Origin of the sequence: Mesorhizobium sp. M7A.F.Ca.US.007.01.2.1 (assembly GCF_003998165.1) — a bacterium.
GTDB classification, from domain to species: Bacteria; Pseudomonadota; Alphaproteobacteria; order Rhizobiales; family Rhizobiaceae; genus Mesorhizobium; species Mesorhizobium ciceri.
The window spans coordinates 1-24,916 of the sequence record NZ_RZQP01000045.1 but is presented as its reverse complement, the minus strand read 5'-3'; the positions used below and the strand labels follow the sequence as shown (position 1 = coordinate 24,916).

21 protein-coding genes and 3 pseudogenes are annotated in these 24,916 nt (G+C 57.4%); 22 read left to right on the top strand and 2 right to left on the bottom strand.

Annotated elements, in window-relative coordinates; translation table 11 throughout:
- The first annotated feature begins 29 nt into the window (after positions 1 to 29).
- From nifE to EN949_RS11230, 13 genes and pseudogenes are all read left to right on the top strand, one after another.
- Positions 30 to 1,514, top strand: a complete 1,485-nt coding sequence (nifE, locus tag EN949_RS11290) for a nitrogenase iron-molybdenum cofactor biosynthesis protein NifE (protein ID WP_024505264.1) — start codon at positions 30 to 32, stop codon at positions 1,512 to 1,514.
- A gap of 8 nt (positions 1,515 to 1,522) precedes the next feature.
- Complete coding sequence (gene nifN / locus EN949_RS11285; RefSeq protein WP_024505265.1) at positions 1,523 to 2,875, top strand: nitrogenase iron-molybdenum cofactor biosynthesis protein NifN; 1,353 nt, start codon at positions 1,523 to 1,525, stop codon at positions 2,873 to 2,875.
- A complete protein-coding gene (gene nifX / locus EN949_RS11280; RefSeq protein ID WP_063169371.1) occupies positions 2,872 to 3,369 on the top strand; it encodes a nitrogen fixation protein NifX in 498 nt (165 codons plus the stop codon). Before nifN ends, nifX begins: the two co-directional genes overlap by 4 nt.
- Before the next feature lie 16 nt (positions 3,370 to 3,385).
- Positions 3,386 to 3,865, top strand: coding sequence for a NifX-associated nitrogen fixation protein (locus EN949_RS11275; protein WP_024505267.1), 480 nt, complete (start codon positions 3,386 to 3,388; stop codon positions 3,863 to 3,865).
- On the top strand, positions 3,862 to 4,677 hold the full coding sequence (locus tag EN949_RS11270; RefSeq protein WP_063169370.1) for a response regulator transcription factor: 816 nt from the start codon (positions 3,862 to 3,864) through the stop codon (positions 4,675 to 4,677). The genes EN949_RS11275 and EN949_RS11270 overlap by 4 nt, the downstream gene beginning before the upstream one ends.
- Before the next feature lie 95 nt (positions 4,678 to 4,772).
- Complete coding sequence (locus tag EN949_RS11265; RefSeq protein WP_063169369.1) at positions 4,773 to 5,645, top strand: universal stress protein; 873 nt, start codon at positions 4,773 to 4,775, stop codon at positions 5,643 to 5,645.
- 842 nt (positions 5,646 to 6,487) lie between these two features.
- The gene (locus tag EN949_RS11260; protein WP_063169368.1) at positions 6,488 to 7,786 is read left to right on the top strand and encodes a SidA/IucD/PvdA family monooxygenase; all 1,299 of its coding nucleotides are present in this window, start codon (positions 6,488 to 6,490) and stop codon (positions 7,784 to 7,786) included.
- A 13-nt stretch (positions 7,787 to 7,799) separates the two neighbouring features.
- Positions 7,800 to 8,177, top strand: coding sequence for a hypothetical protein (locus tag EN949_RS11255; RefSeq protein WP_024505270.1), 378 nt, complete (start codon positions 7,800 to 7,802; stop codon positions 8,175 to 8,177).
- A gap of 272 nt (positions 8,178 to 8,449) precedes the next feature.
- A complete protein-coding gene (locus tag EN949_RS11250; protein ID WP_063170388.1) occupies positions 8,450 to 9,595 on the top strand; it encodes a TlpA disulfide reductase family protein in 1,146 nt (381 codons plus the stop codon).
- A 335-nt stretch (positions 9,596 to 9,930) separates the two neighbouring features.
- Positions 9,931 to 10,358: pseudogene (locus tag EN949_RS36505) on the top strand (DUF269 domain-containing protein).
- A 91-nt stretch (positions 10,359 to 10,449) separates the two neighbouring features.
- Entirely contained in the window at positions 10,450 to 10,608 is a 159-nt protein-coding gene (locus tag EN949_RS11240; RefSeq protein ID WP_224571204.1) for a CCE_0567 family metalloprotein, read from the top strand.
- Positions 10,605 to 10,921 (top strand): annotated as a pseudogene (gene fdxB / locus EN949_RS11235) (ferredoxin III, nif-specific). The gene EN949_RS11240 and the pseudogene fdxB overlap by 4 nt, the downstream one beginning before the upstream one ends.
- On the top strand, positions 10,918 to 11,124 hold the full coding sequence (locus tag EN949_RS11230; protein WP_082826584.1) for an exopolysaccharide production repressor protein: 207 nt from the start codon (positions 10,918 to 10,920) through the stop codon (positions 11,122 to 11,124). The pseudogene fdxB and the gene EN949_RS11230 overlap by 4 nt, the downstream one beginning before the upstream one ends.
- Before the next feature lie 597 nt (positions 11,125 to 11,721).
- On the opposite strand, the gene EN949_RS11225 is transcribed toward EN949_RS11230, so the two are convergent.
- Entirely contained in the window at positions 11,722 to 13,524 is a 1,803-nt protein-coding gene (locus EN949_RS11225; RefSeq protein WP_063169366.1) for an ABC transporter ATP-binding protein, read from the bottom strand.
- Between EN949_RS11225 and EN949_RS35825 the strand changes: the two genes are divergently transcribed.
- Positions 13,504 to 13,806: a hypothetical protein gene (locus tag EN949_RS35825; RefSeq protein WP_127262113.1), complete on the top strand. Its 303-nt coding sequence runs from the start codon at positions 13,504 to 13,506 to the stop codon at positions 13,804 to 13,806. The genes EN949_RS11225 and EN949_RS35825 overlap by 21 nt on opposite strands.
- A 354-nt stretch (positions 13,807 to 14,160) precedes the next feature.
- Positions 14,161 to 14,907: a LuxR family transcriptional regulator gene (locus EN949_RS11220; protein WP_063169365.1), complete on the top strand. Its 747-nt coding sequence runs from the start codon at positions 14,161 to 14,163 to the stop codon at positions 14,905 to 14,907.
- 16 nt (positions 14,908 to 14,923) lie between these two features.
- Here the strand turns inward: EN949_RS11220 and EN949_RS11215 are convergent.
- Positions 14,924 to 15,159: pseudogene (locus EN949_RS11215) on the bottom strand (transposase); the annotation flags it as partial.
- A 719-nt stretch (positions 15,160 to 15,878) separates the two neighbouring features.
- Here EN949_RS11215 and EN949_RS11210 point away from each other — a divergent pair.
- The 7 genes from EN949_RS11210 to EN949_RS11180 all read left to right on the top strand — a co-directional run.
- Positions 15,879 to 16,595, top strand: a complete 717-nt coding sequence (locus EN949_RS11210; protein ID WP_224571099.1) for an SPASM domain-containing protein — start codon at positions 15,879 to 15,881, stop codon at positions 16,593 to 16,595.
- Positions 16,596 to 17,659: 1,064 nt separating this feature from the next.
- Positions 17,660 to 18,916: a diaminobutyrate--2-oxoglutarate transaminase gene (gene ectB, locus EN949_RS11205; RefSeq protein WP_063169362.1), complete on the top strand. Its 1,257-nt coding sequence runs from the start codon at positions 17,660 to 17,662 to the stop codon at positions 18,914 to 18,916.
- On the top strand, positions 18,909 to 19,748 hold the full coding sequence (locus tag EN949_RS11200) for a hypothetical protein (protein WP_063169361.1): 840 nt from the start codon (positions 18,909 to 18,911) through the stop codon (positions 19,746 to 19,748). The genes ectB (EN949_RS11205) and EN949_RS11200 overlap by 8 nt, the downstream gene beginning before the upstream one ends.
- A gap of 166 nt (positions 19,749 to 19,914) precedes the next feature.
- A complete protein-coding gene (ectB, locus tag EN949_RS11195) occupies positions 19,915 to 21,216 on the top strand; it encodes a diaminobutyrate--2-oxoglutarate transaminase (protein WP_063169360.1) in 1,302 nt (433 codons plus the stop codon).
- Between the two features lie 463 nt (positions 21,217 to 21,679).
- Positions 21,680 to 23,509: an IucA/IucC family siderophore biosynthesis protein gene (locus EN949_RS11190; protein WP_063169359.1), complete on the top strand. Its 1,830-nt coding sequence runs from the start codon at positions 21,680 to 21,682 to the stop codon at positions 23,507 to 23,509.
- Between the two features lie 390 nt (positions 23,510 to 23,899).
- Positions 23,900 to 24,466: a GNAT family N-acetyltransferase gene (locus EN949_RS11185; protein ID WP_158515808.1), complete on the top strand. Its 567-nt coding sequence runs from the start codon at positions 23,900 to 23,902 to the stop codon at positions 24,464 to 24,466.
- Between the two features lie 315 nt (positions 24,467 to 24,781).
- Positions 24,782 to 24,916 (top strand): NAD(P)-binding protein (locus EN949_RS11180; RefSeq protein ID WP_141245433.1); only part of this gene is annotated, 135 nt, incomplete at its 3' end.

Sequence of the window (24,916 nt, the reverse complement as noted above, 5' to 3'; positions counted from 1 at the left end):
CTTGCCCAATGGACTGGGGAGGCTGAGCGATGTCCTCCCTCAGCGCCAAAATCAAGGACGCCTTCGATGAGCCCGCCTGCGATAAGAACCGTGGCAAAGATGCCAAGGCGCGCAAGGAGGGCTGCTCGAAGTCGCTGACACCAGGGGCGGCAGCCGGCGGCTGCGCCTTTGACGGAGCCAAGATCGTCCTGCAGCCGATCACCGACGTTGCGCATCTGGTCCATGCGCCGCTCGCCTGCGAGGGCAATTCTTGGGACAACCGTGGTGCGGTTTCGTCAGGGCCGACCTTGTGGCGGACAAGCTTCACGACCGACCTCACCGAACTCGACCTGGTGATGGGGCAGGGCGAGCGGAAACTCTTCAAGGCGATCCGCGAGATCAAGCACACATACGCGCCGCCGGCGATCTTCGTCTACTCAACTTGCGTAACGGCGCTGATCGGTGACGACATCGAGGCCGTGTGCAAACGCGCCACGGAAAAGTTCGGTTTGGCCGTGGTGCCGATCAATGCGCCTGGCCTGGCAGGCTCCAAGAACCTCGGCAACAAGCTCGCCGCCGAGGCGTTGCTCGATCATGTCATCGGCACGGTCGAACCCGACGACCCCGGGCCCTACGACATCAACATCCTTGGCGAATTCAACCTCTCGGGCGAATTCTGGCTTGTAAAGCCGCTCCTCGATCGGCTCGGCATCCGGGTGCGCGCCTGCATTCCCGGCGATGCGCGTTACCGCGACATTGCTTCCGCGCACCGCGCCCGGGCGGCAATGATCGTGTGCTCGACCGCGCTGATCAGTCTTGCCCGCAAGATGGAGGAGCGCTGGGACATCCCGTTCTTCGAGGGCTCCTTCTATGGCATCTCCGACACATCGCAAGCTCTTCGCAACCTTGTCAGGCTGCTGGTGAGGAAGGGCGCCGATCCGGAGATCCTCGAGCGCACGGAGACGCTGATCGCGCAGCAGGAGGCGATCGCGTGGAAGAAACTCGAATCCTACCGGCAAAGGCTCCAAGGCAAGCGCGTGCTGCTCAACACAGGCGGTGTGAAGTCCTGGTCGGTTGTCCGTGCGCTGATGGAGATCGGAATCGAGATCGTCGGCACCTCGGTCAAGAAATCTACGGTGCAGGACAAGGAGCGCATCAAACAAGTTCTCAAGCACGACAAGCATATGTTCGAATACATGGCTGCGCGCGAGCTGTACGCCATGCTCTCTGAACACAGGGCCGATATCATGCTGTCGGGCGGTCGCACGCAATTCATTGCGCTCAAGGCCAAGACGCCCTGGCTCGATATCAACCAGGAGCGCCAGCACCCTTATGCCGGCTATGCCGGCATGGTGGAACTCGTACGCCAGATCGACCTCGCCATTCACAATCCGGTCTGGTCTCAGGTGCGCCAGCCGGCCCCGTGGGATTGCCAGCCTGATCTAAAAGACGAACTGCCATGCACGAAGAAGGAGTCCGGGCACCTGTTCGATGAATTCGCCGGCGCGACGGCACACGAGTTCAGCGAGTGTTGAGGCGACCGATGGCCCGCATCCTTCCCCAGACCAAATCCGCGGCGGTGAACCCGCTGAAGTCGTCGCAGCCGCTGGGTGCCGCCTTTGCCTTTCTTGGGGTCGACGGCGCGATGCCGCTGTTCCACGGCAGCCAGGGATGCACAAGCTTCGCGCTCGTGCTCTTCGTACGGCACTTCAAAGAAACGATTCCATTGCAGACAACAGCGATGGATGAGGTGGCGACCATCCTCGGCGCTGCCGACCATCTTGAAGAAGCCATCCTCAACCTCAAGAACCGCACGAAGCCAAAGCTGATCGGGGTGTGCACGACCGCGCTGGTGGAGACGCGTGGCGAAGATTGCGCGAGTGATATTGCGAACATCAAGCTGAAGCACACGCAAGAGCTTGCGGGTACGGAGGTCGTGCTGGCCAACACGCCGGATTTTGACGGCGCGATCGAAGAGGGCTGGGCCAAGGCAGTCACCGCAATGATCAAAGGGATTACAGGCTCGGGCGAACGTGCGCGGCAGCCGAAGAAGATCGCGATCCTGCCCGGATGCAACCTCACTGTCGCCGACATCGAGCATATGCGTGACATGGTTGAAAGCTTTGGGCTCAAGCCGGTTATTCTGCCCGACATTTCAGGCTCGCTCGACGGTACGGTTCCTGACCGCTGGGTAGCGACCACATACGGCGGCACCAGCGTCGAAGACATTCGCGAGTTGGGCACGGCCATGCAATGCATCGCCATCGGTGAGCACATGCGCCGCCCGGCGAAAGCGCTGCACGGGTTGACCGGCGTGCCTTACGTGTTGTTCCAGTCACTGACTGGGCTGCAGGACACGGACCGCTTCGTGTCGCTGCTGTCTGCGATTTCGGGCGCGGCGGTACCGGCCCGCGTGCGCCGGCGCCGGGCGCAATTGCAGGACGCGATGCTCGACGGACATTTCCATTTCGGCGGCAAGAAAATTGCCATCGCTGCCGAACCAGACCAGCTGTTCCAACTTGCGACCTTCTTTGCTGGCCTCGGCTCCGAGATAGCCGCGGCCGTCACAACGACCGACAGGTCTAAAATTCTCGAGAAAGTCCCGGCGGTTTCGGTTCAGATCGGCGATCTCGGCGATCTGGAAAGTCTTGCCGTCGGTGCTGACCTGCTTGTCACGCATTCGCACGGGCGCCAAGCATCGGAGCGGCTCCGAATTCCGCTCATGCGCATCGGGTTCCCGGTCTTCGATCGACTAGGCAGCCAGCACAAGCTCGCAATTCTCTATCAGGGCACCCGCGACATGATCTTCGAGGTCGCCAGCATCTTCCAGGCCAACCAACACGCGCCCACTCCTGAGGCGCTTGATCCACTCCGTAATCGAGAAATATCACGATGAACGCTGTTCGCCGCCTCTCGCTGGTCAGTAGTGAGGTTTTCGCCCCGATGCCTGAACGACGTAAGGGCGCATTGCGCGTTGCGATCGCCACTCAGGACATGCAGGACCTCAACGCCCATTTCGGGTCGGCCAGGCGCTTTGCTGTCTACGACGTGACGCGCGAGGAATGGAATCTCGTAGAAGCCGTGGCCTTCGATGACGTGTCCGATGAAAGCGGGGAGCATCGGGCCGAGCGCGATGATCGCATCACGCCAAAGGTGGATGCGCTCAAGGGCTGTCAGATCCTGTTTTGTCTGGCAATTGGCGGCCCTTCGGCAGCCAAGCTTGTCGCGGCAAAAATCCACCCGATCAAAGTGGCGGAGCCCCAATCGATCCCACAGGTGCTCTTGCGCACGCAGATGATGCTCAGGACGTGTCCTCCGCCTTGGCTGCGCAAGGTGCTGGCGCGAGCGGGCATTGCCGAAAAGAAACCGTCCTTCGAGGACGAGGACTGAAAAGAGGAGGACGCCAATGCCTGACCCCGCAATCCCCCCAGCTGTCGCCGAAGACGAGGCGGCTCTTTGCACCCCGTTCGTCAAATGCCTCGTGCGGCTGATCCGTTCTCAGGATTCCTATGGCTCGTGGGAACGCAAAGCGGACGCTGAGCTGCTGGGCGACTTCATCATTACCAAGGAACAGCGCCGAGGGATCCCAATCATCGGAGATCCCGATCCCGACGTGCTGTGGAGGCTCGACAAGTACTACGCCGCCATCGGGCTTGCGATCGAGGAGCGCTGCGGCCTTATGGCATCGCCGATGATCCAGGTGAGCCATGAGGGTTTTGGTCGGGTGCTTTTCACGACCGGACGGCTGGTCGTTTTGTCCAAAACGCTGCGCGATGTCCACCGGTTTGGCTTCGAGACGCTCCTGAAGCTCGCCACGGCCGGTACGAAGCTGGTCGACGATGCGATTTCAGTCATCGAAACCTTTCCCCACGTGGCGCTGGCATGATGGGCGCGATTTTCGAGAAAGGCCATCATGACGGACCCGAGAAACTATGTTGGCCAGTCCCCTCGATCCAGGGACTCGAGGCCGACCAGGTTGTTGGGGTATCGCCGATGAAGAAGCCGCTGGTCCTGATCTGCTCGCAAGATGCCGAGTTCTATCTGCTCTACAGCCACATACTGGAGGTTGACGGTTTCAGCAGTGAGACGGCAGACGGCGCGAAGGCTGCGCTGGCCTTGGCCGAACAACGGGAGCTTCAGGCCGTAGTGCTGGATTGCGACCCAGCCAGCATAAACGGGTCCGCAATTTGCGCCCACCTCAAGCGGGAACCGCGCACCACCGACCTGCCTATCATCGCCCTGATCGCGCCTGGCGCCGAGCACCAGCACCTCGATCTCTTGAAGGCAGGCGTTGAGAGCTTTGTGCGGCCGGTGGCTCCGGCCAAGCTGCTCGACTGCCTGCGGGCGAGGCTCGGGCTGACCAAGCGTGGTCCGAACGGGGTTGAAAACGACAGTTGGATTTGTTGTGGAGGCCTGGAGATGAAGCTCGATGCCCATCGGGTTCGCGGTAATGGCCACGACATCCATCTCGGACGGATCGATTTCAACGTGCTGCGGCTTATGATTGAGGCCCCCGGCAAGGTCTTCAGCCGGGACGAGCTTATCGGGGCGGCCTGGCTGCCCAACATTCATGTCGGTGCACGCACCGTCGATGTCCATATCAGCCGAATCAGGAGGGCGCTGAAAACGGCCTTGCCCGGCAGCGTCATTCGCACCGTCAGGTCGGCCGGCTACTCGCTCGAGAAGCCGGACGACTGAAATCGGTGATCGAACGTGGTGCCGCTCTCTCTTCCTCCTGAGAGCGGTGTTGCCGCTTTGAGGCGCTCCTAACGAAGACCAGGAGAAGCAGGCAAATGGAATTTAAAAGCATATTCAGTGTGACGGGTGCTGATCATTCTGATGAGGACCTCACAACAGCTGCCGGACTGTGTGCCGAGGTCGGCGCGCACCTATCGGTACTCATTATACCGCCTCCATTGCTCTTGATGTCGTCTCCGCCCCCCGAATGGAATACAGGACGTGCACAGGCAATTGCAGTACCGAACTATCGATTTCAGCAAATCGAGAAATTTTCACAGGACGTGACCAGAATGGAAAGACGGTCCGCGGATATCCTCAAAAGGCTGAAAGCTATGTCGCTTTCCTGTGACGTTGACACCGACTATTGCGATCCGGCTAGCCTCGGTGAAGTGGCACGACAGCGGGCGCTCTGCGCTGACCTGACGATCGTTGGAGGAGACCTCCTCAACGATGAGACTCTCGGACCTCCTGTTGTCAACGGCTGCTTGTTCGATAGCGGAAAGCCGGTGCTCATCGTGCCGAAGGGCGTTAAGGCGACGCTGTCGCCTCGACGCGTGCTGGTCGGCTGGGATTCGCGTGTAGAGGCCTCGCGTGCGGTTCGGGAAGCTCTTAGTATCCTATCCGCTGCCAAGGAAGTCTGTGTCGCTATGGTCGATCCAAAGGCGCAAAACAACGGGAAAGGCGCGCAGTCTGGAGCTGACATCGCTGCCTATCTTACTCGGCACGGTGCTCGGGTCTCCGTTGACCTGCTTAAGAGCGCCGGCAAATCGGCGGGCACAGTGCTGACCCAGCACGCGAACGACATCTGTGCTGACATGATGGTTATGGGTGCTTATGGCAGCCGTGGGCTGCGTGAGCGGATTTTCGGCGGTCCGCCGAGCTGGAGCTTTGGGAAGACCACATTGCCGCTGTTTTTGGCTCGCTGATCAGCTCCGTAGGAACACCGATCAGGTCGTAGGACCGCCAACCAGTCCGAAGTCGTCGTCGGTTACCGGTCGGATTGCGGAGACATGGCTGGATCCGCGAACATCTTGCGACGCTTGTCAGAGCCAAACCGGACGCCTCGACTGCTTCACGACGCTCTCGTGAACCAACTCGTGCGAGATCGTCCGCAACGGGCAGTAAAGACGAACGGCTGCAGCAGACCGCAGCCAAGCCACAGGGCGGGTGTACCAGGAGACCCCGCCTCGTGCGCGAACCCTGTTGGAAGGCCCCTTATCAGTACCCGGACGCGCGTCAAATCGGCGGCTGTCCCTGTCAGCCTGCGGTGTGCAAGGGCCGCTGCCGCGGAGCTTCCCCTGCCCGATCGTCGGGCGTGCGACAATGTCGGATTCCAGACGAGCTGGAACTGCGCGAACTCGTTGGTTTGACAGGTCTTTATCCGGCACGCCGCATGCATGGGAGTCTCCGAAAGCATTAAGAGCCGTTATCCATGGTTACGCCCCTCGAAAGAAAGAGCCGCTTCCGTCGTGGCAGGGAAACAGCCACTCCTGGGGTGGAGGCCGGCGCTAGAAGCCGCCGTAAGATCCGGAAGAGCCGCGCGACAGCATCACACACTTTCCTTCTGCTCTTGGGTTCGGATCACGCCGCGCCGCTGTCGATGCCGCCGACATTGAGCCCAAGACCTGGAAGGCGGCACACGCTTTTGCTGTCCTCTCAGTCGGGACCGCGGCTCAAGCATGCCTGTGAGGTTCGCATTGCTCAATGCCCGGCAATCGACGTCAACATGCCGCTGAGTTGGAAAACACTCCTAGAGGAGTAAGGATAAGTGGACCTCTTTTGTATTGGTGTGGGTGCTGGACCATCTAATTTGAGCCTTGCGTGTCAGATACAGGAAGAGATTGCGCAAGGGGCACTGTTCCTGGACCGGGAGGTCGATTTCCGAGGACATCCAGGCAGCGCTTTCGATTGCGCGGAGCTCCAGGTCGGCCACTTCCAGGATCTGGTTACTCTGGTCAATCCGCGATCAGCCTACACATTCGTAAACTACCTCCACGAGAACGGGCGTCTTTACAATTTCCTCAATGCGCAATTTCACGGGGTGCTTAGAGCCGAGTTCGCCCAATATCTCAACTGGGCGTTCCAGAAGAATCCGCTTGTCCGTGGCGGCGAGGCCGTTCGCGAAATCCGCTTTGACGGCGAGTTTCGCGTGCGGACGGACAACGCGGTCCTTGATGCAAGAAACCTCGTCATCGACATAGGCAAGCAGGCGCAAATTCCGCCTCAGTTTCATGGCTGGACTGGACCCAACCTGTTCCACTCATCTGAGTTGGCCCACATCAATCCTGAGGTGCAAAAAAAGCATGTCTGCGTTGTTGGCGGCGGACAGTCGGGAGCCGAGCTGCTACTGCACCTTGTCGGCCGGCCGAAAGAACGGCGGCCCGCGGCGATCACATGGGTCTTGACGCGCGAGATGCCTTTCGACGACCACGCGTTCACAAACGGGCTGTTCACGCCATGCTTCTCGGATCGTTTTGCTGCGATGAGCGAGGTGCATCGACAGCTGTTCCTGCGGCGTTTCGCGCTTGCCTCCGAGGGCATTTCAGAAAGCAAGTTGCGCGCGGTCTATCAGGCGCTCTACCACCACGCCTTTCTCGAGCCACACCAATGCGAGATCACATTGCGGCCAAGTTGCAACGTGTCGCGCTGCATCAATGCCGGAGCAGGGCACAGGCTCACGCTGCAACGCGGCTTGGACAACATCGGAGAAGTAACCGCCGATATCGTCATCCTGGCCACCGGGTACGAGAAACCGCTGCCGGGTTTCCTAGAACCGATCGCAGATCGCCTCGAACAGATCGGCAATGAGCTCGCCATCGGCGAGGATTTTTCGGTGTACTGGGACGGACCGCGAGACCGACGCCTTTTCGTTCAGAACGCCTGCCTTGGACAGCGCGGGCTGGCTGATCCGAACTTTGGGCTGCTGGCCTGGCGAGCGCGCCGCATCCTTGACAGCCTTCTGCGGCGCGCGCCATGCGCCAATCCCGAGCATCTAGGGTTCATCAACCGTCCCTTGACGGAGTGCTGGCCCGACCTCGGAGTCGAACAAATGGGCAGCGGGATATGATTCGTCGATATTGATGATCGGCGGTGGCATTCAGGAAAGATTTCCGCCTCTGGCGGCAAAAGCGGGACGAGCAATATTCCTACGGCGTCAGATCGCTCTGCTCGCGCTTGAGCAAGGTAGCGTCGCGCGACTCCTGCTTGGCGTGAAACAGCAAAGGGCATTCAATCACGATGCAGCTTTACGTGCTGTCGGGCTCAACGCCACGTGGATCGAGCCCAACGCCGCCGTTGGCAACCGCGACGCGAATTATGACGCCGGGCCACATGCGGCGGTGGCTGCAAGGGTACCGAGCCTCTCCCGCACTTTCGACCCCATCGCCGAAGTGCGACTACTCCAGGACGCCGAAGCCGGTCTTATCGCCAGCGGGCCAGCCAAACTCTCACCTTCCTAAACGGCAGCCGCTAAGGTGAGCCGTCGAAAGCCGACATTCAGGTTAACGTCAGCTGGCCGTGTTAGGGCTCGCTTATTCAAGGCGGTACCGGCGCTTGCCGAAGCTAAGAAGGGTTGGCATGCCCTTTGCCGTGCTTGATGTGCGGCAACACGGTGAGAGCTCCGCTGAAGCAAGCGAGAGGGAGCAATGCCCTCGAGACCGTGTCCGATTTTGACTGGAAAATATTCCGCGACAAAAGAGACGAAAGGTGTGGAATGACTTTGGACACCAAGATGGAACTGCGTATGGGGTCCCCGGCTCCTGCGCTGAAAGTGGAGAACTGGCTGCGTGGCGAGCCCCTCACGAGCCTTCGGCCCGGCAAGGTCTACCTCGTTGAATTTTGGGCGACTTGGTGCCGACCATGTGTCCACGCCATGCCCCATTTGATCGAACTGCAGGAGAAATATAAAGACAGCGGATTTGAGATTATCGGAGTCGCAGCTTGCGAAAAGGCTGCAACCGCGGACGAAGCGCGGACCAACGTGGATGCCTGGCTGACCGAGAAGTTCCCGAATCTGAATTATCGGACAGCGTTCGATTGCACTGGCGAAATGAAAAAGCTCTGGCTGGAACCCAGCTCTTCGTTCGGGATTCCCACCTCGTTCGTGGTCGACCGCGACGGCCACATCGCTTATATCGGCCACCCGGCACCTCTCGATGACGTTTTGCCGAAAGTCCTTAACGGCAGCTGGCGCAGCAGCTATGAAGCGAAAGCCGTCGATGCAAAGCGAATCTCGCGTGTGCGCGAATCGTCGCTGAGTCAGCCGATATACGCCAAACTTGGGCCGGCGATGCAGGACGAGGATTGGGCAGCGGCACTATTGGCCATCGAAGAAGGCCTCGCCGTGATGCCAGACTCTTTTGATTTTCGGCGGGTTCATGCGGATATTCTGCTTCACAAGCTGCGCGACATCAAAACCGGCTTGCCGCTTATGCGCGAATTGGTCGAGGACGCGATCAACAAAAAGTTCGAAGCGATGTCTTGGGTGGTGATGGCGCTGAACCAACTCTTCCATCCCACGATCGACAACTCCCATCTTCCGCATGATGATCGCTTTGCGATGGGCAAGGAGCTCTCCGAACAGATCCTGGAACTTAATCCTCCGCAAGGCGATGGAGACTTTAAATTCGGGTGTTACTTTCCGGTCGCTCAGTATTATTACGAGAGCGGCAACAAGGACCGGGCGATCGAGTTGATCGAGGTGGCAATCAAATCGCTGGACCATTCGGAGCCAGTGCCGGACCAAACCAAACAGCGCTACCTCACCTCGTTGCTCCAAGCCCTGGCCAACTACACGGGTGAGCCTGCCTGTCACGCGGGTCTCTGTGTGGCTCCGCAAAACAAGACTTCCGAAACTCAAAACGCTGTCACTTCCTGAGCAAGGATCGCGAAGGGCATGACAATTGGAATTGAACACCGGCAAATCCGCCCGCCCAGGCGCACTTCGCAGCAATAACGTCGATGCCGCAAAAGTGCGCGGCTTGCGGCAGGTGGAATTTCCATTGCGTTTACCTCGGGTCGAACCGCGGCGCAGGCGTTCGCGCCGCGGTGAAAGGTCTCGCATTGGTGGACGTGCTCGAGGTCGGCCACGGGACACTGTTGCGTGGGATCGGCTCGCCCAAGCCATTCCCCGCCCACGCAAGCGCCCGAACCACACATCGCAGAAAAAGAGATCGTCCTTCAAGAGGAGTACTGAAATTGGGGAAAAGCGAAATTCCTCATGAACCGGTTGGCCCTGCTGTCCACGGGGACGACGAGGCCCTTGCTTCCCCGTTCGTCAAATGCCTCCTGCGGCTCATTCGTACTCAGGATTCCTTCGGCTTATGGGAAGGCCATTCGGATGCCGAGCTGCTGGCCGAGTTCATCATCACCAAGCAACAGCAACGTGCGGTACCCTTTGGCGGCGATCCCGATCCTGACGCGCTGTGGAGGCTCGACATGTTTACACCGCCGTAGCGCTTGCGATCGAGGAGCGCTCCGGCGTGTCGACGTCGCCGACAATAGAAATGAAACCCGTGGGGGCTTCCGGCGGTTGGGCGTTCTGTCGAGACGTCCACCGGTTCGGCTTCGAGACTTTCCGCAAACTTGCTGAGGCCGGTACGAAACTGGTCGACGATGCGACTGCAGCCATTGAAGCCTAGCCCGAGATGGAGCGCATCAAGAAAACCATTGTTCCAGGAAGGATCTATGTCAGACCTAGATAGGATGAGGAAAAAAGTCTGAAAGCTCCAGTTGCGTGCAGCTATTGCCAAGATGGCATTGCAGGACCTCGTCGAGGGTCTGCCGGGCAAGTGGGCCGACATACAGGAAGTCGCCGAGAAAACCCAAGCCGTTTATGCCGAGTTGGATGTTGCCAAGAGAGAACTCGCTTCAATGAAGAATTTAGGATGATGCGCACATTCACCACCCGTGACGGCTCCATTTGGATGCCGTCGTACCTGACCTCCATCGATAGCAAATCTGCATCGGCTGCTGCCGTTGTTTCAAGGTCTGCTCGCGCGATGTCATGCATCTTCACGGCGTTGATGATGCGGGTGAAATCCTCGGCCCCTGCGATGACGAGGACGACGATTTCGACGGCAAGCTCAATCGCATGATCATGGTTGTCGATGATGCCGGCCGCTGCATAGGCTGCGGAGCCTGCGGCCGCGTCTGCCCCAAGAACTGCCAGACGCATGTTGCGGCCGACGAGCTCGCAACATGATCTGGCGAAAACCAGGAGAACGGCGTTGCACTTCATCTTTTTGTCGGCTCGTGGGGCTGGTCCTGTGCAGCAATGCGTCGATGGTTTACTTCGCTTTGGATTCGATCCGTGTGGCAGTCGTCACGACGCTGGCCTGTTCGCTGCTGCTTCAGGCCTGCTATTTCGGCTGCGTGCTCTTTTTCGCGGACGTCGATGATCTGTAGAACTGTTCATTCGCTCCGCAGAGGGCCGGCGAATCCAATCTCTTCCTAAGCCCGTTGGCCGTAATCGAAAGACACGGGGCCGGCGAGTTCGTGCTCAGCTGCCACTGTGCTAGCAAGGGAACGGAATCCAATCCCGGAGCAGATGGCCAGAGTTGAGCGAAGACTGCGGTCGGAGCTCCTGCGCTTCCGGGTCTCCAAGGGGACGACTTTGCGAACCGAAGGGACTTTGAACCGTTGACGTGGCCAGCGTGCGGTAGGTTGGGCCAGCGACAGGGATCCCGGCCGGCCGGGAAGCACCGCCCTCTCAATGTGCGTTGACTTCGCTTCCTTTGGCGAAATGTGGGTAACGGCGAGGGCCGCACTCTTCCCGGGCCGTCGACATTCCCGCCCTTTTGGTGCGTGCGCCGTTAGGCGCGACAATTCGGTGCCCGCGTGTAACTGCGCGCATTCGCCGAAGCTTAGACGTGGTGCATTCCCGCTCGCCCGTTTGGCGGACAGTTCCGGCCGTGCTGGTTTTGCCGCCTAACGCCCGCCGCTCGTCACTGCCACACCCCTCTCCGGCAACGGCTCGGCGCATCGCGCAAGCCGGTTTAGCGATCAGGCCAGGCCCTTCGCGAGTTCCAACGCCTGCCGTTCGAAGAGGCGGCGGTAAATGCCACCATCGAGATTGATCAGGGCGGCATGATCGCCGTCCTCCATGATGCGGCCACGGTCGAAGACGAGCAGCCGATCGAGCGAGCGGACCGTCGACAGCCGGTGTGCGATGACGAGTGTGGTTCGGCCCACCATCAACCGATCCACCGCTTGTTGAATGAGCACCTCGGATTCCGAATCGAGGCTCGATGTGGCCTCGTCCAGAATAAGGATCGGCGCGTTCGCGAGGAAGGCGCGCGCGATCGCCACGCGCTGGCGCTCGCCGCCGGAGAGCTTCAAACCCCTTTCGCCGACCAATGTCCCATAGCCCTTCGGCAGGGGCGCGATGAATTCGTGGGCACTTGCCAGTCGTGCCGCTTGCTCGATCTCGGCCTGGCTCGCGCCAGGCCGGCCATAGGCGATGTTCTCGGCAAGCGACCTGTGAAACAGGATCGGCTCCTGCTGCACGATCGCGATCTGCGAACGAAGGGACTCTTGGGTCACCTCCGAGACGTCCTGACCGTCTATCAGGATCCGGCCGCCGCTCAGGTCGTAGAGTCTCTGGATCAGCTTCACGAATGTTGTCTTGCCGGAACCGGAGGGTCCAACCAACCCAACCCTTTCGCCAGCTTCAATCGACAGCGAACATTCGCTATAGAGCGGCAGGGGATGGTTGGCGTAGCGGAAGTGGACGTTCTCGAAATCGATACGGCCGTTCGTGATCCGGATCGGCTTGGCCTCTGGACGATCGGCAACATCCACCTGCTGATTGTGGATGGCCACCAGTTCTTCCATATCATTAACCGAGTGCTGCACGTTGCGGACATGCATGCCGGCATCACGCAGATAGCCCTGCAGGACGATGAAGGACGTGAGAACATATGCTATCTCGCCCGGCGTTGCCTGTCCATGCGACCACAGAAGCAGGGCATATCCGACCACCGCCACCCTGAGCGCAACCAAAGTTACGCCTTGGGTTGAGCCGATGATCGTTCCGCGCACCCAGCTCCGGCGCGCGCGGTGCCGCCATTTCGTCATGATATTTGCAAGCCGCTCGTCTTCGCGAACCTCTGCGCCGAAGCCCTTGACCACAGCGTTGCAACTGACCGCGTCCGCAAGCGCGCCGCTGAGCCTTGTGTCCCATCGGTTGGCAAGGCTCGCCGCTGGCGCGACATAGCCGAGCGACAGCGAAATCGAAAACGCAAGGTAGACGAGAGAGCCGCAAGCAAAGATCACGCCCATGACCGGCCAGTGCCAGCCGAGCAGCACCGTCGAGCCGATCAAGATGACAAACGACGGGAGCAGCGTGACGAGTATCGTGCTGTTGAGGAGGTCGAGCGCCCACATGCCGCGCGTTATCTTGCGCACTGTCGAGCCGGCGAAGCTGTTTGCATGCCAGTCTGTCGAAAAGCGCTGCACATGATGGAACGCTTCGGTCGCGACGTCGGAAATCATTTTCAACACCAGGTCGCTCAGGCCAATGAAGGCGACGTGGCGCATGGCAATGCCACCGAGTGCCAATGCAATCGGTACAGAGAATGCTGCAACAGCTGAATCCGAAGCTGGTGCTGCCGCATTAGCAGCACGAGAAACAGCGTCGATGAGTCGGCCAGAATAGAGCGGCATCAACACGTCAGCCAGCGTGGAGGCGAGCATCGCGGTCATGATGATCGCGAGCCGGGCCGGCTGCCTGTTCCAGAGGCGAACAGTGAAGGCGAAAACGTCGCGACAAGTGGCGCCGCGCCCATGGACGGGGAAACGTCTCATAGTTTCCAAGCGGGCGCATCAACACGCTCGGTCCCAAAGACGATAAAAGACAAAACTGGAATTTCGACCTCCCCCATAACAGCATCAATTTTGGCGGGCAGCTCTTGCCGCCTCACGACGGTGAGTTCAAAAGTCGTGCCAACTGAGCGGGAACATCCGAAGGACAAATTCAGCAGGTTACCGAGCCTGGAGAAAGTCAGCCGCCATCCAGTCGATACGATTGCTACGGCTGCTCAACTCGGGAGATTGGAAAAGAAGGTCGATGTATCGATTGAATTTTGAGCTTGTTCTTGCCTCGATCAAATAAGTACAGTTGCAATGCAGCTTTCTCAGGCCCGGCACTTAGGTGCTGATTTCAAAAGCGCGCCGCGAATACTTTCCTGCCCATATTCCGTCAATCGAATGCTCGACTGTCGGATTGTGCGCTCCCCGACACAGTGCTGTCGGTTCGCCTCCTGGGTACCTCCCCCGTCGATTGACGACCTGAAGGAGAAGCTTCGCTCGCAAGCTGGCACGACTCTTGAGGGTACTCCAGGTGGCGGAAGGAACTCCGGCTCGAGTCCCGTTGACTTCGGATGTTGCGAGGCTGGGTTGGAGCAAACTGTGCACCAATGAGAACGCAATGAAGGAGACATCATGGAACTCCGGCGGATTGCGGTGGAGTTAGACCTATTCCTCAAGATGACTGATGATGTCGCTCAATCCGAACAGTTGTTCGAACTGTTGTCTGCGTTTGCGCTGAATTTCGATTGCCCGTGGATTGCCTATGGGCCGCTCGCATCAGAGAGGGCTTTCAAGCCGAACCGGGAGGGTTCTGTGGTGATGTGGAATTATCCTGCTGAATGGCAGGAGCGCTACTCGAGAATGGGCTATGCCAAAATAGACCCCCTCATCAAGAAAGGTCGAAAGGAGGCGGGACCCTTTCGATGGAGCGAGGTGTATACTGATGAAAACATAACTGAAGATGGACGCCGCGTCTTGGACGAAGCAGCAACATTCGGCTTGAGGTCAGGCGTTACCGTCCCATTACATGGCCCTGGTGGCAGCTTTAGGTTTGTGAGTTTTGCTCAATCCTCGGACTGCGAATTGCAGAATAGAGCGATCACCTACCTGCAAATGGCCGCGCTGCGGTTTCATCGGATGGTTACGAAGTTCGACACTACGACTGCGTCGGAACGAGCTCATAACCTGTCTCCGAGAGAAATAGAGTGCATTGATTTGGTGTCACAAGGAAAATCATCTTGGGAAATAGGAACTATTTTAGGCAGATCACGAAATACGATAGATTTCCATTTAAAAAATGTAATGCGGAAGTTGGATGCGACCAGCAGAACGGTAGCTGTTGTAAAAGCTTTGAACCTTGGGATTATCCAACCGCCGTAGGTGCGCAGCTAGTTCTCCGCCCGTAGTAGCGCGCGTGATAGCCGAGACGCTCCGGCGTGCGCTCGCTCTTCGAAGCACCCAGCGCCTCGTCCATCTCGGCCTCGAGCACCTCCTGCATCACGGCGCGAATCACCTCGTGCAATCCATCCGGCTTCGAAAGCAAAATGTCGTTGACGCTGCTACGGCGGATTTATCTTCAGGCTTGGTCCTGGTGGCGATGCTGAGTTCGCTTCGCTGAGATTGGGCGGTCATGACAGGGTGGTGTTCAATGTCACCGATTCCTGGAAGAAATTACCATCCGTATTAAGCGACTGACGATGAGTGATGTGTGTCCAAAATCTGACAGCTGTCAGAAAACATTTCGGGTTCAATACAGCGGAGCGTCTTAGCCCTGTCGGGCTTTTCGAAGCCTATCTCGCAGTAACTGCGCGCCAGGCGCACTAGCTCGGCCTTTGCTGGTCGATGTGCGGCAATATAGTGTGAGGGCTGACCCGCATGAGAACACGGAACTCGCTCGATGAAGGATGATCGACGGCATCCAGAAAGCTTCTCTCCGGCGGGTTCGAGGGTGCTGCGCGCGCATCTCGGCGACGGGCCAGCGACCAACGGTTGAGGCTACATCTCCGGAGCGAGTGATGCCTCGAAAGATGCAATGCTGTCTCTGGTCCGACGCGCTGGAAGTTTGTGAAGGGTCGGCCCGGCAAATCGGTGAACCGGGCGGCTTAGGCTGCCAAAAAGGGTAGATGTCTGCGTTGCCTCGGTAGATCAGCAGGCGGTATCAGAAAGCCAAAGGCACACGCACACCATCGTGGCGCTTCGCAGGAAGTAGATGGGAGTAATCACCAGTGATTTTACCGGAACTTCGCTCAGCAAACACAGCCGGCAGGGTTTTGGAGATAACGACGACCACGGGATGCGTCGTAGGATGTTCATATTGTCCCCAGGACAAGTTCGCGGTCCGGCAAAGAAAAGTGTCTCATGCGAGTCATCTGGATCTTGAAGATTTCAAGCGGTGTCTGGCCCGCGTACCGACTTCCGTCGACATTGGTTTTGCGGGATACTCCGAACCTTGGCTCAATCCGGACTGTACCGAAATGGTGGAGCACGCCTTCGCCAAAGGCCATGGCATCAGGATTTTTACGACGCTGGTGGGAATGAACGGGCAGGACCTGCAGCGATTGCAAGCCTTGCGCTTGGGCGTATTCGTGGTCCATGTTTTCGATGACGGCACCTACATGAACAGCCGCCTGGTCGGAGACAAGTATCGCGATCTGGTTCGTCAACTCGTCGACGCGGACATCCCCTTGATCCGATTCGTGGCCTTGGGCGAGCCCCACCCAGATATAGCCGACATTATTCCTACCGAAGCCCTGATAAAAGCGCGGCCGGTGAGCAGTAGGGGTGGAAGCGTCGACCCTAAGATCGTTGCACCACGTCAGCCAGTGGTCGGAGCCCTAACCTGCGTGGACGCACGACAGTATCGGAATGTTCTTCTTCCAAACGGCGACGTTACCCTGTGCTCTATGGATTTTGAACGGCGTCACGTATTGGGCAACCTTCTATATGAGGGTTACTCCGCTCTGTTTGAAAAGCCAGTTTTTCGCGAAATCGTCGACCGCATGAATGGAGCAGATGGTTTTCTGCTTTGCAGGATGTGTGAATTCGCCGACCCAAACGACCGGACCTGAGTGCATGCCGGCCGAGAGGGCGTGCCTGGCAGTGCGGATGGCCCCACGACAGATGCACCTGCCCGCGACGCCATCGTGTTTTCACGTTACGCCAGTATGTTCCTGTAGGCGCGGCAGTGGGCCTCGAGCATTTCGGAGACGAGCTCATCGAAAGGTCTTCGCCTTCCAACCGAGCTTGTCGGCCTGCCTAGCTTGAGGTAACGCCGATCACAGGTCAACCATCGGTCGGATGGAAACAGTGTTAGTCGATCCCGATCAGAGCTTGATTGCTTACTCACGGCTCACCTCGTCAACGCCTTCACCCTCCCGGACGATCTCCTTTTCGACTCGCCTGAAGGCAGCAGCCCAGCTGCGGCCGGGGATGGTTGCCGTCGCGGTAGTGGACGTTCTCGAAACCGATGCGGCCCTTCGCCAGCGCGTCTCCCGGTTGCTTCCGCCTGGCCTACGAACGGGCTTTCCGTCAAGGGGGTCCACGGCGGCCCCGCCCTCTTGATCCGGCGGCTCGGGCCAGTCATCGCGCAAGAGATCGGAATCCGCATTCTTCTCAAAGAGAGCGTGGCTTTCGCTGTGTCATCGGTCATCAAATAGTTTCTTGAATCAGGTTGGTGTCCGCAGCCCGAGGTTGAACGGCGAATATTGATGACCGCCGCGAAGCCGCTCGCTCGCTACGGCGCTATTGAGGAGCGCGCTCGCGAGCGGCTTCGCTACCGCCGAGCGACACAACCTCTGGCGACGCGACCCTGCTGATCTCCTTGGACTCATTCATTTGTCCGGAGCGCTATGGGCAGCGAAGGGTGGGTACGTCAACTACCTGATGCCATAGTAGCGATGCTTTCGCGGAAGCTTTAGAAGCCATCCTGTTGCAGCACATTCGAAAGCATCCGAATGGAGGGCAACGCAACCCAACAATATTTGATGAGGATGCCGGCATCACCAGACCAAACCCAGACCAAACAAAGCTGCCTCCGGCATTCTGCTTCAACGTTAAGCGACGAACATCTGCCGCAAACCACTAGCCATTAAACAGCTCTCTTCTTTGAAAGACTATGTGCAGAGGACTTGATATGGACACCGACGCTTTCACGGCTCATGAATCTAACGTTCGTCGTTATTGCCGGGCGTTCCCCACCGTCTTTACGAAGGCCCTTGGGGCGACGATCTGGGACGAGACGGGTAAGCCCTTTATCGATTTCCTGGTGGGTTCCGGCGCACTCAACTACGGGCACAACAATCCGGATATTATGGCGCCAGCGATTGAATATCTCGTCGGTGAGAACATTCTTCTGTCGCTTGATATGCATACGGCGGCAAAGCGTGACTTCATTGAAGGGTTCGTCGATTGGATCCTGAAACCCAGAGGCCTTTCGTACAAGATTCAGTTTCCCGGGCCGACCGGCACGAACGCCAACGAAGCGGCGCTGGCGCTGGCGCGAAAATACACCGGCCGCTCGAGCGTCATGGCCTTTACGAATGCGTTCCACGGCATGTCGCTCGGCTCTCTAGCGGTGTCGGGCTCGGCCTCAACCAGGGAACTGGGAGGCGTCGCTCGCCACGATGTGATCCGTGTTCCCTATGACGGCTATCCGAGCCAAGCTTTCGATTCCGCCAGTTACATCGACAGCGTTTTGAGCGACCCGGGGAGCGGCATAGAAAAGCCTGCCGCAATCATTCTGGAGACCATCCAGGCCGAAGGCGGCATGAACGCCGCATCCGCAGCTTGGCTCACGGAAATTCAGCGCATTTGCCGTACGCACGGCATTGTTTTTATCGTCGACGATATTCAGGCGGGTGCGGGCCGAACTGGCGATTTCTTCTCATTCGAGTCCGCGAAAATCGAACCGGATATTGTGTGTCTTTCCAAGTCCCTAAGCGGTTCAGGTAGTCCGTTGTCCATCGTTCTGATTCGACCCGACTTGGACATATGGAAGCCCGGAGAACATAGCGGGACCTTCAGAGGCAACAATTTCGCCTTCGTGACGGCAGGAGCCATGTGCAAGATGTGGTCGGATAGGAAATTTACTGCAGGTGTCGAGCGGACAGCCGTCAGGCTGCAAACGCACCTCGATCGCCTGGTTGCGAAATTTCCAAGATACATCGAACAGAAGCGCGGCCGCGGTCTGATGGCCGGCCTGAAATGCCGTTCACCGGCAGTTGTCGGCCGCGTGCACGATGTCGCATTCGAAAATGGCCTTCTTATCGAATCCTCGGGGCCAAATCGCGACGTTATCAAAGTCCTCCCACCGATAACCATCACCGATGCCGAACTCGATCGTGGCATCACCATCCTTGAACACGCACTACAGGAGCAAGACAATGCCTAGTCAGATATCTCAAGTGCCAGCCATCTCGCCGGTTTCGATCAAAGAACGGACCGGGTCGATCAACACGGCGGAGATCATCTCGGTCCTGAAAGGTGAGCTCACCGCTCTGCACATCAAGCAAGCTTTCAGCACCGAAGTAGCCGAGGAGATCACTACGAACTTTATTGGAAGCTCTGGTCTCAGAGAGCGTAAAGATGGTGTGCCCGGACAATATGTCGGCGCATCTCACTACAGGAAGGATGCAGCCACCTATTTCGCAGACGCCGAAAACGCGCGGCCGTACGTCGATGCCCTTTTTAAGAATTTGGTTGACCCGGTTCGAGCAGTATTCAGGGCGTTGAAGCGAGAGCTTCACAACCAGGGAATCGAATTGCGGCTAGCCCGTTCCGAACACGGCCAGGCCAATGTTTGTCGCGGCCTCAGTTGGTCGGGCACAGGCACATTTTCCTTGGATCCCCACGACGACGTCGCTCAAGTCTTACGTGCTGGCGATGATTACGAGCTTTCTGCGGTGGCGCACAATACGGTCGCAGCGCTCAACCTCTATCCCAGCATGCCTGAGGAAGGCGGCAATCTGAAGCTCTGGAGCCACAAGCCGACGGTTGCGGACCGGATATCGCAAGGTGTGGAGACCACTGGATATCCCTATTCGGCAGCCTATCTGGAAGCCGTCCCTTGCCGCGAGTTCGAGCTCAAAACCGGGGATATCGCCCTAATCGATGGCGGCTTCGTTCACGGGGTTACCGGTCAATTAGGCGACGGAAAGCGTCGCCTAGTGCTGAATTGCTTTTTCGGATTTGCGCGGCCTGATCTTGTTCTCTGGTGGACGTGACGTTGGACCTCGCAGCGATCGACTGGCTTGGGCCGTGAGTTGGCGTGGCCAGGCGTGTGACTGCTCATGCTGCCGTCATACAAGCCGAACCTCGAACCGATTGAAATGGCCTTCGCCAGACAGTTTGGGCTGATGCCTTTGCAGGCTACAATTCAGGACTCGCCCTATGAAGAAGCAGTTTACTCCTACAAACGATGTAAGCCTCGCGATCTTTGATCGTCTTGAGTCTGAGGTGCGGAGCTACGTCCGTGCGTTCCCAGTTCTGTTCGATCGAGGCGTCGGCACTGCCCTCATAGCTACAGACGGTCGGGAATACATCGACTTCTTGGGAGGCGCGGGAGCCTTGAATTACGGGCACAACAACCCAGCCTTCACGCGGGCGTTGTTGGACTACATTGCGCGCGACGGAATTGTGCACGGGCTCGACCTTGCTACGACCGCCAAGAAGGCCTTCATCGAAGCTTTTGAGCAGTTTATTTTGAAGCCCCGCGGTCTGTCTTATAAATTGCAATTTACTGGCCCCACAGGTACGAACGCGGTCGAGGCGGCTCTGAAGCTAGCTCGCCAAGTGACCGGCAGGTCAAACATCGTTTCGTTTACGAACTCGTTTCACGGAGTCAGCGCTGGGGCGTTGGCGGCAACCGGAAACACGAAGTTCCGAGATGCTGTCGGCTTTCCCCTCGCGCACGTGACATCGTTGCCGTACGAGGGCTATCTCGGCGCTTCAGACACGATCGAGTATTTCGAGAAGCTTCTCGATGATCCTAGCAGTGGTCTCGGCAAACCCGCTGCGGTGATCCTAGAAGCAGTGCAGGGCGAAGGCGGTGTCAATGCTGCTACCGTTGAATGGCTGCAACGGCTGCGTGATCTGACCTCTCGGCACGAGATCCTGATGATCCTCGATGATATTCAGGCTGGTGTCGGTCGCACAGGGAAATTCTTCAGTTTCGAGGCGGCTGAGATCGTGCCGGACATCGTTACCCTGTCAAAGTCGTTGTCTGCAATTGGAACGCCTATGGCCCTTGTCCTCATGAAGCCTGAACTTGATGTCTGGACGCCGGGTGCGCACACCGGCACGTTCAGGGGCAACAACTATGCTTTCGTCACTGCTCGTGCGGCCCTTGAGACTTACTGGTCCGACTCCAAGTTTGAAGATGAGATTGCTCGCAAATCAGCCATCTTGGCTCAAGAACTCAAGTCGATCGCAGACGACTTCCCCAGCCTTGCTCTGAATGTCCGAGGCCGCGGCTTGATGTATGGACTCGTATCACCAAAGCACCACTCATTGCCGGGGCTCATTTCCCGGGAAGCTTTTCGTCGCGGCTTGGTGATCGAGATCGCTGGCTCGTATGGTGAGGTGCTCAAGTTCATGACAGCCCTTACCATAACCGAGGCTGAACTGCGCCGTGGTCTGTCGATCGTACGCGACAGCATTGGCGCGGTGCAGGACAGCATTTCAGCGGAGTAGGCATTCACTCAGTCCCCCCTACCCAGTCTGGGCTTATCAAGCAAAGGAAATTCCGCTTTAGACGTATGCGATTGTATGGAGACGGACAGCAAAAATGGACACTCGGAGAGCTCAAACAATGGACACCGACCGCTTGACGTGATCGAACGACAGTACGGCATGTGCAAATCAATACACACTTCTTGCTCGTTGCAAGATGAAGGACGACGTCCAGGGCCGGTGAAACCGGTATTCTAATATATTATATAAGTAAGATGGTAATATTGCTGGTTTATCACGAGCGAAGACGAACGGTACACAACACATTAGAAATTAACTTGTATAAGAGGTCCGGTATTTCTTATCCTTTCTGATGAAAAATAGAACGGATTTTGTGCGACGTCGAAGTTTGGCGAGACGAGTGTAAGGCGCGTTCGCGAACCTTACACCGTTACGTTCTGAAGGAGTTGAGATCGTGAGTGATATGACAGCCCGAGACGATGAGATAAGCCTAGCCGAACGCGTAACGCAGCATTTGAAACCGCATTTATGGGCAAAGGCCAACCGGCTCCTTATCCGTAAAGCAATCAGCGAATTTGCACACGAGTTGCTAATTGCTCCTCGACTCCAGCGAATGGAAGGCGACTGGGGGAAGTATGTGCTGGAAAGCGAGACCCCTGGGTTGGAGTATTGGTTCCAGGCTCGGCGCCTCCTGCTAGATCACTGGCAAGTGGACGCCGGCTCTCTGGAGAAAAGGATTGAGGGCAGGCCGGCCCCCCTGGATGCGCTTGATTTTGTTATTGAGTTCAGCCGCCATCTTGGCATAAAGGAAGAGATGATGCCGGTTTACCTGCAGGAGATCAGCAGCACGCTGTATGGCAGCGCGTACAAGCAGGCCAAAACAGAGATATCCGCCGCAGAACTGGCTTTTGCCGATTACCAGATCGTTGAGGCTGGCATGACGGAGGGCCACCCGACCTTTATCGCGAATAACGGTCGCATTGGCTTTGACGCGCTCGACTATAGTCGCTATGCGCCGGAGGTGGGCAGTTCGATAAGACTCATATGGCTGGCCGTCCATAAAGAAATGGCAACGTTTAAGTCCATTTCAACGCTCGACTACGACCTTCTCATGCACGAGGAACTCGGTCGACAGGCGCTGGAACAGTTCGACGCAGCGTTGCGTCAAAAGGGACTAAACTCGACCGATTACATCTATATGCCAGCGCATCCTTGGCAATGGTTCAATCGGCTCTCAACTATCTTCGCGGCGGATATCGCCAACCGGCACATTGTCTGCCTAGGCCAGGGGAAGGACATATATCATGCCCAGCAATCGATCCGCACACTTTTCAATATAAGCGATCCGCATAAACGGTACGTGAAAACGGCGCTGTCGATACTTAACATGGGGTTTATGCGCGGCTTGTCACCGACACACATGCTGGCGACGCCCGCCATCAACGAATGGTTGAAGAATTTGCTCGACAGTGACTCCTATTTAGCCGCCAACGGCTTCAGCATCCTTCGCGAGGTCGCGACGATTGGCTATCGCAATCGTTGTTTCAACACCGCCCTCAAGAAGGACTCCCCTTACAAGCAGATGCTTTCTGCGCTGTGGAGGGAAAGCCCCCTTCGGCAGTTGAAAGAAGGGGAACGTCTGATGACAATGGCGTCGCTGCTTCATGTCGATTACAATGGTGAAGCACTCGTGACAGCCCTCATCAATGCCTCGGGGTTAGACGCCGCCGCTTGGCTACGCCGCTATTTTGAATCTTATCTGGCGCCGCTTCTCCACTGCTTTTATGCTTACGATCTAGCGTTTATGGCACATGGAGAAAATATAATTCTAGTTATGAAAGATCACGCTCCGACGCGAGTTATCATGAAAGACATTGGCGAGGAGCTTCGTATTCTAGGCGGAGATCTCAACGTGCCGGAGGAGATTAAGAGGATCTGCATTCAAGTAAATCGCGACATGAAGCACGACTTCATTTTCACCGACGTTTTCGACTGCTTCTTTCGTTACTTGGCTGTAACACTCGAAGAACATCTTGATTTTCCGTCGACACACTTCTGGCAGCTCGTAAGCGAGTCCATCCTTGGCTACCAGACGAAACATCCGGAATATGACGAAAAATACAGGCAGCATGACCTATTCGCTCCAGAATTTCTGCGACGATGTATGAATCGACTGCAGATACAAAAAAACCAGCAAATGGTGGACTTCGGTGATCCGGGAGAATACCTGCACACCGTCGGCACGCTGAAGAACCCACTGGCGGGCATTCGCAAAGTGACCAGTGCAGGTTAAGCTTGAAGGAGGCGCGTATTTTAAATGAACAATGTAGTTAGCCGGTTTTGGGCCAATACCATACCCCCCCCTTGGGGTAAGCAACCCCTTGCGTAAACGCCGCCGCAGCATGTTGCGCGTATCAGGCGCCCGCTCACCAGCGCGTCGCCTGCTTCCATTCTGAAAGGAGGCGCCTAATTTTTTTATCGCCTTCGGGCCGGCTTTCCAGGTGCCGTCAACACTGACACGGTTAGGCGCCCAAAGCTTGATTTGTGTAGACCTCGCTACCTTAAGCATAAACCTCGTCGAACGCCTTCAATCAAGCACTGCGGCCTTGACGCTCATGCTAGGAGATCATGGCCGCGTTGGAGGTAAGTGCGGCTCTAACTTATGGCTAGAAGGGAGCTTCTCATGTACATTCTAGAAACGCCGCGCCTAATCCTAAGGCCACCGTCGCATAGCGACGAGCTTCTTCTACATGAGCTTCATAGCGATCCATTTGTGGTAAATGCCATGTGGGATGGAGTCTATCCGACCCGAGAGCAATCGAAAGCTAAACTACAACAGTTCATCCATCATTGGCAGAGCAATGGTTTCGGCTTATGGATGGTGTTCGTAAAAGGCGAAGGCCAAGTCGGAAAATTCGCAGGCTACTGTGGATTGATGTACAGTGGCCCGTATCTGCCCGAAGATCCCACTAATGTGGAAACCGTATCGTGCCTCCACCTTGCGTCTTCCGGTAAGGGGATCGCCGCAGAGGCCGGCAGGGCAGCGATCCAGTTTGCTTTCGAGAACCTAACGCTCGAGAAGGTCACTTCATTCATTCGCCCAACGAACACGCGTTCGCTTCGGAAAGCACCGAAAGTAGGCCTTCGCTATGTAAGAGACCGGGTCTACAATAACGTAGTTATGCGATATTTTGAAGTGACAGTCTTGACTGCTGTAAAAATCGAAAAAGTCGTCGTTATCTCTTGTTAGTATCATTGTTTCTCGGAAGACGGTGATGCAAGAAACCGTAGGCGAGCGCTGCTCTCGCCCTACGAACTTGCAATCATTCACACCGACGCACCGGCGTGTCCGGAGATGCATGTGCCCTGGAATTGAGAGCTTGTCGGTTCAGAGATAGTTCAGATGGGTCGCTCGGTCTCGCTTCGGGCATGCCCTCGACCGATTTGGCGATCAAATCGCTCCGTTACAGACGGCATGATGTGGAGCTGCCGCGCCGTAAGTGACCATATCTCAGGCGGTAGGAGGAGCGCTTTGCTGAAGAAGCCCATCACACTTGGTACCTTGATGGGGAGTTGCGTGGTTTTCGATTATATCGTCGTGGGTGGTGGCTCCTCTGGATGCGTGATGGCGAGCAGGCTCTCCGCCTATGGCGCTCGCGTGCTGCTCATTGAAGCTGGCCCTGATACGCCGCCGAATGCC